11 protein-coding genes are annotated in these 14,437 nt (G+C 53.5%); all 11 read left to right on the top strand.

What is annotated here, in order from left to right; translation table 11 throughout:
* Nucleotides 1-9: 9 nt before the first annotated feature.
* The 11 genes from ACZ481_RS09030 (at nucleotide 10) to hrpB (ending at nucleotide 14,380) form a co-directional block, all read left to right on the top strand.
* Nucleotides 10-1,356: a pyruvate carboxylase subunit B gene (locus tag ACZ481_RS09030; protein WP_464769817.1), complete on the top strand. Its 1,347-nt coding sequence runs from the start codon at nucleotides 10-12 to the stop codon at nucleotides 1,354-1,356.
* A 172-nt stretch (nucleotides 1,357-1,528) separates the two neighbouring features.
* Entirely contained in the window at nucleotides 1,529-3,148 is a 1,620-nt protein-coding gene (locus ACZ481_RS09035) for an ABC-F family ATP-binding cassette domain-containing protein (protein ID WP_464769818.1), read from the top strand.
* A 343-nt stretch (nucleotides 3,149-3,491) separates the two neighbouring features.
* On the top strand, nucleotides 3,492-4,544 hold the full coding sequence (locus tag ACZ481_RS09040) for a GNAT family N-acetyltransferase (protein WP_464769819.1): 1,053 nt from the start codon (nucleotides 3,492-3,494) through the stop codon (nucleotides 4,542-4,544).
* 14 nt (nucleotides 4,545-4,558) lie between these two features.
* Nucleotides 4,559-5,377: a bifunctional DNA-formamidopyrimidine glycosylase/DNA-(apurinic or apyrimidinic site) lyase gene (gene mutM / locus ACZ481_RS09045; RefSeq protein WP_464769820.1), complete on the top strand. Its 819-nt coding sequence runs from the start codon at nucleotides 4,559-4,561 to the stop codon at nucleotides 5,375-5,377.
* 35 nt (nucleotides 5,378-5,412) lie between these two features.
* Nucleotides 5,413-6,141 (top strand): class II aldolase/adducin family protein, encoded by a 729-nt coding sequence (locus tag ACZ481_RS09050; RefSeq protein WP_464769821.1) that lies wholly within the window; start codon nucleotides 5,413-5,415, stop codon nucleotides 6,139-6,141.
* 408 nt (nucleotides 6,142-6,549) lie between these two features.
* Nucleotides 6,550-6,789 (top strand): ACT domain-containing protein, encoded by a 240-nt coding sequence (locus tag ACZ481_RS09055; RefSeq protein ID WP_464769822.1) that lies wholly within the window; start codon nucleotides 6,550-6,552, stop codon nucleotides 6,787-6,789.
* A 6-nt stretch (nucleotides 6,790-6,795) separates the two neighbouring features.
* Nucleotides 6,796-8,460 carry a biosynthetic-type acetolactate synthase large subunit gene (gene ilvB / locus ACZ481_RS09060; RefSeq protein WP_464769823.1) on the top strand — a complete coding sequence of 555 codons (1,665 nt, stop codon included), beginning with the start codon at nucleotides 6,796-6,798 and terminating at the stop codon, nucleotides 8,458-8,460.
* 29 nt (nucleotides 8,461-8,489) lie between these two features.
* On the top strand, nucleotides 8,490-9,761 hold the full coding sequence (locus ACZ481_RS09065; RefSeq protein ID WP_464769824.1) for an ATP-binding protein: 1,272 nt from the start codon (nucleotides 8,490-8,492) through the stop codon (nucleotides 9,759-9,761).
* Nucleotides 9,762-9,964: 203 nt separating this feature from the next.
* The gene (galE, locus tag ACZ481_RS09070) at nucleotides 9,965-10,951 is read left to right on the top strand and encodes a UDP-glucose 4-epimerase GalE (RefSeq protein ID WP_464769825.1); all 987 of its coding nucleotides are present in this window, start codon (nucleotides 9,965-9,967) and stop codon (nucleotides 10,949-10,951) included.
* A gap of 164 nt (nucleotides 10,952-11,115) precedes the next feature.
* A complete protein-coding gene (locus ACZ481_RS09075) occupies nucleotides 11,116-11,775 on the top strand; it encodes a hypothetical protein (protein ID WP_464769826.1) in 660 nt (219 codons plus the stop codon).
* A 100-nt stretch (nucleotides 11,776-11,875) separates the two neighbouring features.
* Nucleotides 11,876-14,380 carry an ATP-dependent helicase HrpB gene (gene hrpB, locus ACZ481_RS09080; protein ID WP_464769827.1) on the top strand — a complete coding sequence of 835 codons (2,505 nt, stop codon included), beginning with the start codon at nucleotides 11,876-11,878 and terminating at the stop codon, nucleotides 14,378-14,380.
* The last annotated feature ends 57 nt before the right edge of the window (nucleotides 14,381-14,437 follow it).

Genomic DNA, 14,437 nt, shown 5'->3' on the forward strand with positions numbered 1-14,437 from the left:
GCTAAAAAAATGAATAATAAGCCTGTAAAAATCGTGGAGACTGTACTGCGGGACGGCCATCAATCCCTGGCAGCCACCCGTATGCGGATTACCGACATGATTCCTATGCTGGAGCAGCTTGACGAGGCGGGTTTTCATGCGCTGGAGGCCTGGGGCGGGGCAACTTTTGACAGCTGTTTGCGTTTCCTGGGGGAAGACCCGTGGGAACGGCTCCGCACCCTGCGGCAATACCTGAAAAAGACGCCCATTCAAATGCTGCTGCGCGGGCAAAATGTTCTCGGCTATAACCATTATGCCGACGATGTTGTGCGGGAATTTGTCAATCGCGCCGTGGATAATGGCGTGCGGATTATCCGGAACTTCGACGCATTAAATGACGTTCGTAATCTGGAAGTGGCTATGCAGGCCTCTAAGGCCGCCGGTGCCCATGTGCAGGGCGCTTTTGTGTATACGATCAGCCCCTATCACAATCAGGAAAGCTTCATAAAAGTGGCGAAAGACCTGGTTGAGCTTGGCGCCGACTCTATCTGTATTAAAGATATGTCAGGCCTGCTGGCGCCCTATGCGGCCTATGAGCTGGTGAAAGCGCTTAAAGCCGAGATCACCATTCCCATACAACTGCATACCCACTATACCAGCGGTATGGCCTCCATGACCTATCTGAAGGCGATTGAGGCCGGGGTTGATATTATTGACTGTGCCTTGTCTCCCTTTGCCCTGGGCACTTCGCAGCCGGCTACGGAGGCGATTGTTGCCGCCTTGGAAGGTACTGCGCGCGATACGGGCATTAAGAAGGAAAACCTCTATCCCATTGCCGACCATTTCCGGGCTGTAAAAAAGGCGTTGTCCGGGGATTTTAATCTGAATACGGCTATAGATATCGATACCAAGGTGTTATCCTTCCAGATACCCGGCGGTATGCTGTCCAATCTTCTGAATCAGATGAAAGAACAGGGCATGGCTGATAAATATCCGGCATTGCTGGAAGAGATGCCCAAAGTACGGGCCGAGCTTGGCTACCCGCCGCTGGTTACGCCGACCAGCCAGATTACAGGCTCGATGTCGGCCTTCAATGTAATGCTGGGGCGTTATAAGGTCATTCCCAGGGAGGTTAAGGACCTTGTCCGGGGCAAGTACGGACGTACGCCGGCGCCGATAGACCCTGAATTCAGAAAAATGATCGTTGGCGATGAGCCTGTTATTACTTACCGCCCGGCTGATGACATTGCGCCGCAGATGGATGCCCTCCGGCAGGAACTGGCAGCGAAAGGGTACCCGAACGCAGCGACGGAAGATGTATTGTCTTACGCCCTGTTCCCGGAAGTCGCGCTGGATTATTTCAGCAAGCACCGGTAAAATCATAAGCGCAAGCCCGATAGGCAAATAGGGTTTAGCCGACTGATGCCGGGCTATACATGGATATTGAGGACTAAGCTTACCCTCTGGCGGGCTTAGTCTTTCTTTTTGGGCAATAATATGGTACAATTACACTTCGTAAGTAATATTTAGGAAAGATAGGTAATTAACGATGATTAGTACGAATAAGCTGACACTGCAATTTGGCAAGCGCGTTCTGTTTAAGGATGTCAATATAAAGTTTACCCCCGGCAACTGCTATGGTCTTATCGGCGCCAACGGCACCGGTAAATCGACTTTGCTCAAGGTATTGTCCGGTGAAATTGAGCCGACCACCGGCGAGGTCGCTATTACCCCGGGCGAACGGCTGGCAGTGCTTAAACAAAATCACTATGAATTTGATGAGTTCGAGGTTTTAAAAACCGTTATTATGGGGCATGGCCGTCTGTATGCCATTATGGAAGAAAAGGACAGCCTGTATGCCAAACCGGACTTTTCCGATGCAGACGGCATCCGGGTATCGGAACTGGAGTGCGAGTTCGCTGAATTGAACGGCTGGGATGCGGAAACCGAAGCCGCCAAGCTGTTAAACGGCCTGGGGATTACCGAAGACCTCCATCAGCTAAAAATGGGGGAAATCAGCGGCAACGAAAAAGTCAGGGTGCTGTTAGCGCAGGCGCTGTTTGGCAATCCTGACATTTTGCTGCTGGACGAACCGACAAACCACCTGGACATTGAGTCGATTGCCTGGCTGGAGGATTTTCTGGCTGATTTCCCGAACACTGTCATTGTTGTATCCCATGACCGGCATTTTTTAAACCAGGTATGCACCCATATTGCCGATATTGATTTCCAGAACATTCAACTCTATGTGGGCAATTATGATTTCTGGCTGGAATCCAGTCAGCTGGCCCTGCAGCTGGCCAAGGAAGCCAATAAGAAAAAAGAGGAAAAGATTAAAGACCTGCAAAATTTTATCCAGCGTTTCAGTGCTAATGCGTCTAAATCCAAACAGGCGACTTCCCGTAAAAAACTGCTGGAAAAAATTACGCTTGATGATATCAGGCCTTCCTCCCGCAAATATCCGTATGTGGCTTTTAAGCCTGACCGCGAGGCCGGGGCGCAATTGCTGACTGTCGAAAACATCAGCAAAAAAGTGGAAGGTGAACAGGTATTACATGATATCAGTTTCCTCGTAAACAAAGGGGATAAAATTGCCTTTGTCGGTCCGGCCGGGGCGGCTAAGACCTTGCTGTTCAAAATTTTAATGGGAGAAGTGGAGGCTGACAGCGGTTCTTTTAAATGGGGTGTCACAACAAGCCAGGCCTATTTCCCCAAGGACAACTCCCAGTATTTTGACGGTGTTGATCTGAATCTTGTCGACTGGCTGCGCCAGTTTTCCCGTGACCAGGAAGAATCCTTTATCCGGGGTTTTTTGGGGAGAATGCTGTTTTCCGGCGAGGAAAGCCAGAAAGAAGCCAGCGTCCTGTCCGGCGGGGAAAGAGTCCGGTGCATGTTGGCCAGAATGATGTTAAGCGGCGCTAATGTCTTGCTGCTGGATGAGCCGACAAATCACCTGGATTTAGAGTCAATCACCTCATTGAACAACGGGCTGACAAACTATGAGGGCACGCTGTTGTTTGTATCCCATGACCATCAGTTCATTCAGACCATTGCCAACCGTATCATTGAAATTACGCCTAACGGTATAGTTGACCGCACGATGACTTATGATGAGTATCTGGCAAATGCCGAGGTCAAGAAACTCCTGGCGGCCTTGTATGGCAAGTAACAGGCAGCGGCTGCCGGCATAATTGCGCCTCAGCCCCGGAATGAGGCGGTGTGGGAAAAAGAGGAAGGGGCTGTTGCGGCGATTCAGGAAGTCCCCGACGTATGGGGCGGCAAGGTTAAGAACAAGGCGATACATTAATAGTGGAAAAAGAGATTGTCCTACTATGGCTTGTGATGCGGAGTCAATGCTCATCCAAGCGGCAGTAAGCAGTCTCTTTTTTTTGCAGTCTTTTTTTTCCAGGCTCAGAACAGGATTTGCGGCCCGCGGGCTAGAATGCTGTAATAATAATAGAATCCTTAGAGGATACTATATAGTTGAATAAACTAATACAGGAGAATAGGACATGTCTGCTAACACCTTCGAGCATATGACAATTGAAAAGGTACAGCGACCGGATTTGGAGCAACTGGAACAATTATTTGCCAGTGCTTTTGGCGATGAGATTGATACCGGGCAGATTAGACGCCGCATTCACCGTACCAGGCAGTTTTACTATATTCTGCACCCCTTGAGCAAATTCTCAACCTGGATTAAAAATCATTTTAATATCTATGTGATAAAAACAGCAGGCCAGGTTATCGGGTTTATTCAGCTTTCCAGCCTTAACCCCACCCAGTTGCATGTCGACTATATCGCCTTCAGCAAACAGTACCGGGGGCTGGGGCTGGGCACCTGGGTGCTTACCAAGCTGCTGAAAGATGTGGCTGATGTCAATGATTACGATGTTGTGCTTGAAGTCCGGGTTGATAACCCAGCTTACCGCTTTTACCGGCGGCTGGGGTTTAACCAAATCACGCAAATTCTGCATTATGAAAAAGCATTGCGTCCCGACGGCCCTGAGCTGGAGGCTATCAGCGGTTTGCGCGAACTCCGGGCCAGGGACAGGGCCAAACTCTACCGTTTATATCTGGAATCAGTTCCCTTGACACTGCGGCGGGTGATTAAACGGACTTATGGTGAATTCAATCCAAGTTTGATGGTTAGAAACCTGGAATGGGTTAAGAATAAGCTGATGCGCAAGCGGCAAAAAGACTATGTGGTGGAGCAGCAGGGTAACATTGTGGCCCTGCTGACAATTAACAGTTATTTTAAAGCCGACAGCCATGTTTTCAGCCTTATCCTTCATCCGGCGCATGAACAGCTGCGGCGGGGCATCATCGAGAAAGCCGGCAGTATTCTCATCGCCGATGGCTGCCGGGGGGTTATCAGCACCACTATCTACAATGATGATCCGGCAAAACAGGTCGCCTTGGCGGATCTGGGGTTTACCAGTGATCTGGCGTATTATTTGATGTTCCGGCCTTCGGCGCTAAGGCAAAAGGATCTAAGCCGGGTCTTAATCCCGGCCGGTCAGCCGACGTTGACCGGCCGCAACCCGGCGGGAAACCAAAATTAGGGAAGGGATATTTTATGCCTGAAATTCCTGAGATTGAAACTGTCAGGGCTCATCTTGAACATAAGGTACAGGGGCAGGCCATTGAAAAAGTGATTGTCAACCGGGAAAAAGCTCTTAATGTGCCTGGTGCGGAATTTATTGCCCTAATAACCGGCCAACAGATCACCGCTATCGGCAGGCGGGCGAAGCAGATCATCATTAGCCTGGCGAACGGGCACTCCCTGCTTGTGCACTTTATGTTGGAAGGTTTTGTGCAGTTGTTTTATCCTGGCGAAGAGCCGGCCGGGAAGCCAAGCGTGATGCTGGAGCTAAATTCAGGCCAGCGTTTAGCTTTTTTTAAGCTTAATCTGGGCTATCTGCATCTGGTGCCTACCGTAAATCCAGCAGCTATGCCGGAACTGGCCGGGCTGGGGCCGGAACCGCTGGCGGCGGATTTTACCCTGGAGAAGTTTCTGGAATTGCTCGCACCGCGCAAGGGGATGATCAAGCCGCTGCTGCTTGATCAGGAGTTTATTGCCGGCATTGGCAACGTATATTCCAATGAGGCGCTGTTTTGCAGCCGGATTAGGCCGGAACGCAAGGCCTCACAGCTGACCGCCGCCGAACGGCGGCAGCTATACCACTGCATCCGGGACATTTTAGCCAGGGCGATAGCCTTAGGCGGGGTGTATGAGGAGAAGTTTGCTTCCGACGACAATGTTACCGGCGGCTTCGAACCGTACCTCCAGGTCGCTTACCGGACAGGCCAGCCCTGCTTAGTCTGCAGCCAGCCGATTGAGACAAAACGAGTGGGCGGCAGAAACGCTTTTTATTGCCCTGTCTGTCAGAAATAATTTCTTCAGTATGGGATTAACGGGAGAGTGAGGCTTTGGACGAGCAGGCAATTAAACAGCAAATATGCCTGATTGGCAAGCGCATGTATGACAGTGGCTTTGTTGCCGCCAATGATGGCAATATTACAGTAAAATTGAACGAGCGTGAGCTTATTACCACGCCGACCGGAGTGAGCAAGGGGTTTATGACGCCGGCCATGATGATCAAGGTTGATCTGGCAGGCAATGTGACTATGGCCCACGCTGACTGGCAGCCTTCCTCCGAACTGAAAATGCATCTGCAGGTTTATAAAGACCGGCCGGATGTGCGGGCTGTTGTGCATGCTCATCCGCCGTATGCCACTACGTTCGCTATTGCCCGTATGCCGCTCAATCAGCCGTTGGTTGCCGAGGCCATTGTTGCGCTGGGCTGTGTGCCGGTAGCCGGGTACGGGACCCCCTCTACCAATGAAATACCGGCGGCTGTGGCCCCTTACCTGAAAAATTTTGACGCCGTGCTGTTGGCGAATCATGGGGCATTGGCCTGGGGCGCTGATTTGATTACGGCCTATCATAAACTGGAATCGGTGGAGTTTTATGCCAAGCTTACTTTTTTATCCAGGCAATTAGGCTGCGCACAGGAATTGACCGCCGGTCAGATCGAAAAACTGTATGCACTGAAAAAGCAGCCGGCTCCGTCCGGCTGTCGGCCGGCAAATCTTTGCGGCGTACAGTGCCCATTACAGTGCAGCCGGAATAATATAAAAAAACAGGAGAAAATGTAACAAAAGGCTCTTGACATTACGCTCTGACTCTGGGATAATGTATACAAAGTTTAGTTGAAATGCAATCATGTATTTGAAGTGAGGACAAAATAAATAGTGTACTCAGAACAGTGATGACTGGGAGCGGAATACCCGCAAAGTCCGTTACAGAGAGCCGGTGGTTGGTGCGAACCGGTGCGGCGCGGCTATTCTAAATCACCCATGAACTCCCCGCCCAACGTGATCCGCAGCTCAGTTGCGGAGCATTCTAAGCCGGGGCGCAGGCTCTACGTTAACAGAGCAGCCGGTGATAGCCGGTGGATGAGTGTAAAAAACAGGGTGGTACCGCGGATATTTCCGCCCCTGTTGTATAGGTTTATACCTATACAACAGGGGCGGTTTTACATTTGAAAGGGGCGTTGGCGTATTATGAAACAGGGGATTTCAATTATACTGAAAAGGCAGGGAGATTCACTTGTGCGGCTGACAGGGCTTTTATACCGGCGCGGTTATGTCATTGAAAGTCTTTCGGTGGAACCTGACAGCTGTCAGGGGCAGGTTCAGGTTACGGCGGTGGTTACTAGCCAGGCAGCGCCCCGGCAATTATTGAGTCATGTTGCCAAGCTGGTTGATGTGGTCAAGGTTGAGGATCGCTGTATGGGAGGCTAACTAGTAATGAAACTTACAGGCAGCAGGATAATTGTTGATAGTTTGCTCCGTCTGGGGGTTGATACGGTGTTCGGCTATCCCGGCGGGGCGATCATGCCCTTATATGATGCGTTGTATGATGCGCCGCTACGGCATATTCTGCCGGTACATGAGCAGGGGGCAGCCCATGCTGCTGACGGCTATGCCCGGGCTACAGGCCGCGTGGGCGTCTGTATTGCCACATCCGGCCCGGGGGCGACTAATTTGGTTACAGGTCTGGCCACCGCATTTATGGATTCTTCGCCGGTGGTGGCCATTACCGGGCAGGTAGCCACTTCTTTGCTGGGCAGAGACGCTTTTCAGGAGATTGATATTACCGGGATTACAATGCCGGTCACTAAACATAACTTTCTTGTCAGGGATATCAATAGGCTGGCAGAGACGCTCCAGCAGGCATTTGCTATTGCCGCCGGCGGGCGTCCCGGTCCGGTGCTTGTCGATGTTCCCCGCGATATTCTGTTAGGCTCAACTGATTATTGCCCGGAAATAGCTGCTGACCACTGGCAGGCACCGGCGGCGGTCAGCCCGCCGGCGGAACAGGTGCAGGCCGCCGGCAGGGTTTTGGCGGCGGCCCGGCAGCCGGTCCTGATTATCGGCGGCGGTGTTAAAGCCGCTCAGGCTGAGCAGCAGGTCCTGCAGCTTGCGGCCTGCAGCGGTATGCCGGTAGTCAGCACGCTGATGGGCCTGGGGGTTATTCCCCCCGCCCATCCCCAGCTGCTGGGGCTGACAGGGATGCACGGGCATAAAACCGCTAACCTGGCCGTAACCCATGCTGATGTTATTGTGGCGGTGGGGACCCGCTTTAGTGACCGGGTAACCGGTGATCCCAAGCAGTATGCGACAGGCAAGACTGTCATTCATTTTGATATTGATATGGCCGAGTTTGATAAGAATATAACGGCTGATATTACGATTGCCGGCGACCTGGGGCCGGCGCTGGCACAACTGGCTGCTTGCCTGCCAACGAACAAGCAGCACCTGCTTCCCTGGCAGGAGCAGATTGCTCACTGGCAGCAGCAGTTTCCGCCCTTTGCTGGCGGCCAGGAGCTGACCCCGCCTTGGATTATGCGCCATATGTCGGCAGCAACAGCCGAGCTGCCGGTTGCCTGGGTTACTGATGTCGGCCAGAATCAGATGTGGGCGGCCCAGCACCTTACCATCCAGGGCGCGCGCAACTGGATAACCTCCGGCGGCCTGGGGACGATGGGGTTTGGTTTGCCGGCGGCAATGGGGGCCCAGGCCGGCTGTCCTGATAAAAAAATAGTGGTGATTGCCGGTGACGGTGCTTTTAAGATGACAGGGATGGAGCTGCATACTGTCGTCAATCAACAGCTGCCGTTAACCTGTGTGCTGCTGAATAACCGCTCTCTGGGGATGGTACGGCAATGGCAGCAATTGTTTTTTGATAAGCGTTATTCCTCCACCCTCCTGCCGGAATTTGATTTCGCCGGGTTTGTCAGGGCCTGCGGGGCAGTGGCTTTGTCAGCGTCTACACAGGCGCAATTTACAGCCGCTTTTCGTCAAGCGCTGGCGTCGGCAGTGCCAACTGTAATTATTGTTGATATTGAAACAGACCTGATTGTTAAACCGATGGTTTATCCCGGCCAGCCGATTGACCGGTTTATCGAGTAAGATACTTTGCCATTACGGGAGGCGTTATTGTGACAGAAGGCGGCGGCAAACTGGAGAATCTGCTGATTTACCGGAACATACTGAATGATACTATTGTAAAGGGGCTTTGGTCGCCCGGCAGCCAGGGGCCAGCCGGCAGCCAGTATGCCATTGGTGCCCGTTTAATTGAATGGGCGGAAATAAACCAGGTGGCAGGCAATATCCCGGAAAACTATCTGTTAGCATTAATCGGGGCTGATGAGAATATCTTCAGCCGCGTTGCCGGCAAGGACGGGGTCCGGGCCGGGACCAGCCTGGCGCAGGCTGCTGCCCATGATGTTGTTATTTTCAAAGAGGCCTTTAAGGCCGGCATGGCCAGGGGGTTAGGGGCTGAAGTCGATGCCGTTGTTGCCGACTACCGGCCTGTAAGCGGGGTACAGGGCAGCAGGCCGGCGGGACTTCCGCATCTTAATTTGCTCAGGACGATATTTCTGGACGTTGCGGCAAGCCAGACACCGGCGGCTGTCGTTAAGGCCCTCAGCGAGTATTACAACCGTTACGGCTGCGGCCGGTTAGCCGGCTATCATGCCTTTAAATGGGATGGGGAACAACGGGCGCTTGCCGGTATCGGTCATACCGATCCTGTCCGGTTAAGCGATATCATTGGCTATGAATATCAAAAGGCCGAACTTGTCCGCAATACGGAGGCTTTTATAAACGGTAAGCCGGCTAATAATGTGCTGCTGGTCGGCGCCCGGGGGACCGGCAAGTCGTCTTCGGTAAAAGCAGTGGTCAACCGTTATGCCAGTCAGGGGCTCAGGATTATTGAAATAGCCAAAGCTGATTTTAAACAAATCCCCGAGATTATGAAAATTTTGCGGCAGTGGGGCAAAAAATTCATCGTTTTTATTGATGATTTATCCTTTGAAGAGCATGAGGCTGAATATAAGGTGTTAAAATCCCTTATTGACGGCGGGGTCGAGGTGAGGCCGGATAATGTCTTGATTTATGCGACTTCTAACAGGCGGAATCTGATTAAAGAGACCTGGGACGACCGGGAAGGCAGTGAGCTGCACCGGCAGGATACGGTTAATGAAAAAATTTCGCTTGCCGACCGTTTTGGCATCACCCTGTTTTATACATTGCCTAATCAGGAACAGTATTTCAGCATGGTGGAAGAGATTGCCAGGAGGAACCGGATTGAACTGCCCCGTGAGGAGCTGCGGTCAGCGGCCTTGCGCTGGGAAATGTCGCACTCCGGGCGTTCGGGCCGGCTTGCCAAGCAATTTATTGACTATCTGGCAGGCACTAGTGCCGATTAATTAACTGACATGCTATATAAATTGGGGCTTGGTTTGAACCAAGTCCTTTTTGCTGTTGCAATTTCAGGTAAAAAGGACTTTTAGCAGTGATGCTGAATACTATACAGGCGACTAAATAAAATATATCTAATAAAGTTCTTTGTAGTGAGTGGAAGGCGAAGTAGGGCGGAGCTCTTCACTATTTTTGATTTGGGGGCATTAGCATGCGTGTTTTGGTAACCGGCGGCGCCGGCTATATTGGTTCACATACCGTACGGCTGCTGGAAAAGGCCGGCAGTGAGGTTGTCGTATATGATAATCTGGTTACAGGCCACCGGGATGCAGTAAAAAACAGTATCTTTGTCGAAGGCGACATTTTTGACAGCAGCCTGCTTGCCGCTACCATTAAGCAGTATGGAATCAGCTCGGTTGTCCACTTTGCGGCCTATAGCCTTGTCGGTGTTTCCCTGCTCCGGCCACGGGACTATTATCATAATAATGTTGCCGGCACGTTAAACCTGCTGGATGTTATGCTGGCAACCGGCGTAAATAAACTGGTATTCTCATCGACCGCGGCCGTGTATGGCGAGCCGGAAACCTCACCTATCACGGAAACCGCCGGCAAAAATCCCACAAATGTCTATGGCCGGACAAAGCTAATCATGGAAAACGCGATGGCTGATTATTCCCGGGCGTATGGTCTCAACTATATTGCCCTGCGCTACTTTAATGCCTGCGGGGCCGACGAGGCCGGCGACATTGGCGAAGACCACCAGCCGGAGACCCATTTGGTGCCGCTGGTGCTCCGGGCCTGCCTGGACCGCCAAGACAAGCTTAAGATTTTTGGTGATGATTATCCCACTAAAGACGGTACGTGCGTGCGGGATTATATTCATGTAAACGATTTGGGGCAGGCGCATGTCCTGGCCCTCAAAGCCCTCCATAACGGGCATGCATCGGATATATACAATCTTGGCAATGGCAATGGCTTCACTGTCAAGGAGATCATCGAGAACGCAGAGGCGGTAACAGGCTGTGAAATACCTACGGCGGTGGCCGGCCGCCGCACCGGTGATCCGGCGGTGTTGGTCGCCAGCGCGGAGAAAATTCGCCAGGCTTTGGGATGGCAGCCCGGGTATACGGATATCCGCAAGATCATTGCCACCGCCTGGCAGTGGCATAAGGGCAGGCCTGCCGGCTTTGCCCGGTAGAGCAGTTATGCCTGCGGTGAAGTAAGGGAACGCATTTCTCCAAATCAGGCGCTGACTGTGTAGTCTCCGATTTACATCTGGCTTTTTTGTGGTATCATATAGGAGTGGGTATAAGAACCAGCTAATATATCCAGCTTTTAAAAGTCAGAGGGGGAAGAATGTTCTTGAAAAAAATCATAGCAGCAACAGTGGGCCTCATTTTCGCAGGCACAGCGGCATTGGCATCGCCGTCGGTTGATTATACTCCGGGGGCACTAACCGTTGAGTTTGGCAGCACATTAAACTCAACTTTTAATGGCAAAGGGGCAATCGACGATTCGGTTGATGGCAAATCCGGCTTTAAGTACGGGGTTGCTGCCGGTTTGGGCGACAATTTTGCGCTGCAGTACAAAGGCGGGCATTTTGTATCAGAAGACTTTTCGGCGCTCGGCCGCACGCTTCACGGCGTTTCGGATTTACAGGAAGTTAACCTGCTGTACAGGCTGAGTCCCGAACTCTCCCTTGTTACCGGCTGGGTGCAGAATAAGGTATCTTATAATAGCCTGATCAGTGATGCCAAAGTCTCAGGTCTGCATTTTGGCTTAACAGGGTCCAAGCAGCTTGACGATAAGTACTCCCTGTTTGCCGCCTACATTGCCGGCAGCGACACGTTATTCTGGGAAGCCGGGGTCAGCCGCAAGCTGGGAAACGCTACCTATTTGAATGTTTCCTATGCTGTGCGGGAGTTCAGGGAGGTTGATCTGTATGTGCCGGCTATTAATCAGGGGAGCAAAGAGGATTATACGCTCAAAGGTATCAGTTGTGTAGTTGCGACTAAACTTTAATCAGCGAGTAAACCGTGCAGCCGCAAAAGTGGTTTGTACGGTTTCATTTTTCCGCTATAATAATAAATAACAGTACTTGTTCCTATTTATGAGGTGACAAATGAACCGGCTTCCTATTGATGATATAATGCCTGATCTTAAATCAGCCCTTACTGTCCGGGCCAACGCTGTGCTGGTGGCGCCGCCGGGCTCAGGCAAGACGACCCGCATTCCCCTGGCCCTTAGGAACGAAGCCTGGCTTAGGGGCCAGCGCATCCTGATGCTTGAGCCGCGGCGGCTGGCAGCGCGGGCGGCTGCCCGCTATATGGCGCAAATGCTGGACGAGCAAGTGGGGGAAACGGTGGGGTACCGGGTCCGGCTGGACAGCTGCGCCGGACCGGCTACGCGCATTGAGGTGATTACGGAAGGGATACTTACCCGCATGCTCCAGGCTGACCAAGCCTTGGCCGGGGTAGGATTAATTATATTTGATGAATTTCATGAGCGCAGCCTGCAGGCTGATCTGGGGCTGGCGCTGGCACTGGAGGCCCAAGCGGTTTTGCGGGAGGACCTGCGGTTGCTGATCATGTCGGCAACCCTGGGGACTGAAGCGGAGGCCGTGGCCGCGCTGCTGGGCGGCGCCCCGGTAATCTGCGGCAGCGGCCAGGCTCATCCGGTTGCGACTCATTACTGGGAGCGCCGGCCGGAAGACCGGCTTGAAGCTGCGGTGGTGAAGGCCGTAGGCAGCGCTCTTGCTGCCGGTCCGGGCGATGTATTGGTATTTTTGCCCGGTGCCGGGGAAATCCGGCGTGTTCAGGCCGGACTGCTGCAGGCGGGACTTGGCAACCATGTGCAGCTTGCCCCCCTGTATGGCGGTTTATCGCTGGCTGCCCAGGATTTGGCTATCCTACCGAGTGCGCAGGGGGAGCGTAAGATTGTTCTGGCCACCTCTATTGCCGAAACAAGCCTTACCGTAGAAGGGGTCCGTATTGTTATCGACAGCGGTTTAATGCGTGTGCCGCGTTTTTCAGCCCGTACCGGCTTGACGCGCCTGGAAACCGTGCGGGTATCGCGGTCATCTGCCGACCAGCGGCGCGGCCGGGCCGGACGGCTGGGACCGGGTATCTGTTTCCGGCTCTGGACCCGGCAGGAAGATTTATATTTAGAGCCGGCCGCTACGCCGGAGATTCTGGCCGCCGATCTGACCGCGCTGGCGCTGGAACTGGCAGCCTGGGGCGTTACTGATCCCGGGCAGCTGCAATGGCTGGATGCACCGCCGGCCGCCGCCTTTGCCAAGGCCTGCGAACTGCTTGTCCGCTTGGGCGCAATGGCCAATGGCACTATCACCGGCCATGGGCGTCAAATCGTCCGCAGTGGGTTGCAGCCGCGCCTGGCGCATATGATTCTTAGGGCCGCAGCGCTTGGTTTTGGCGGCCTGGCCTGTGAGCTGGCGGCAATTCTCAGTGAACGGGATTTTTTCAGTGGGGCTGATATCGATTTGCGCCTGCGGGTCGATGCGCTCCGTAAGCTGGAAACCAATAAAAACAACCCGGCCTGGCCGGACAGGCAAGCTGTCGATGCCGCTTTGGGCCGGCGGATTATCCAGGCAAGCAGGCTGCTTAAGCAGCAATTCGGGCTTGCTGCCAACGACCGCGAGGATATTGAGGCCTGCGGCCTGGTCACGGCTTTGGCCTATCCGGACAGAATCGGGCAGCAGCGGGGCACTGGCAAATTTCTGTTGGAGAACGGGCGTGGCGCCATGTTAGCGGCGACGCAGCCGCTGGCCCACAATGCCTATATCGTGGCTGCCGATCTTGACGGACAAGGCAGCGACAGCCGGATTTTTCTGGCCGCGCCTGTCACTTTGGAACAACTGCGGGGGGGCCTGGCTCAGCAAATTGTCAGTGGAACAACCGTGGTTTGGGATGAAGCGGTGCAGGCAGTGCGGGCCAGGGCCTGGGAGCGGTTGGGGACGCTGATTCTAAAAGAAAATCCTGATCCCGCTCCTGATCAGGCCGCTGTTTTAGCCGCCCTGTTAGGCGGGATCGCCGGCGAGGGCCTGACTATCCTGCCCTGGTCCAAGGAGGCGCGGCAACTGCGGCAGCGACTGCTGTTTATTCACCGGCACGAACCGGGCTGGCCGGATGTTTCCGACGAGAGGCTGCTGGCCGAGCTCGCAAACTGGCTGGGGCCATACGTGTATGGCCTGACCAGTCGGGCGCAGCTGGCGCAGTTAAACCTTGCGTCTATAGTAGCAGCCCTGCTTACCCGGGAGCAGCTGCGGCGGCTTAATGCCTGCGCGCCGGCGCAGCTGACCGTGCCCAGCGGGCAAAGAATTGCTATAGATTACAGCAATCCCGCTCAGCCGGTGCTGGCGGTTAAGATTCAGGAACTGTTCGGACTTGGCGAAACACCGCGCATTGCCGGCGGCAAGGTCTGCTTAACCCTGCATTTGCTGTCACCGGCCCGGCGGATTGTGCAGGTGACGCAGGATTTGGCTAATTTCTGGTCTAAAACCTATTATGAGGTAAAACGGGATTTGATGGGAAGGTACCCGAAACATCCCTGGCCTGATGACCCAATGCAGGCTGCCCCGACAAGCCGGGCCAAGTCTAAACAGCGTTAAAAGCACAGGGCGGTTGACCGGCGTAAACACAGGGGCCGGGGCAGTTAACTATTGCCC

The sequence above is a fragment of the Sporomusa intestinalis genome (assembly GCF_055383785.1).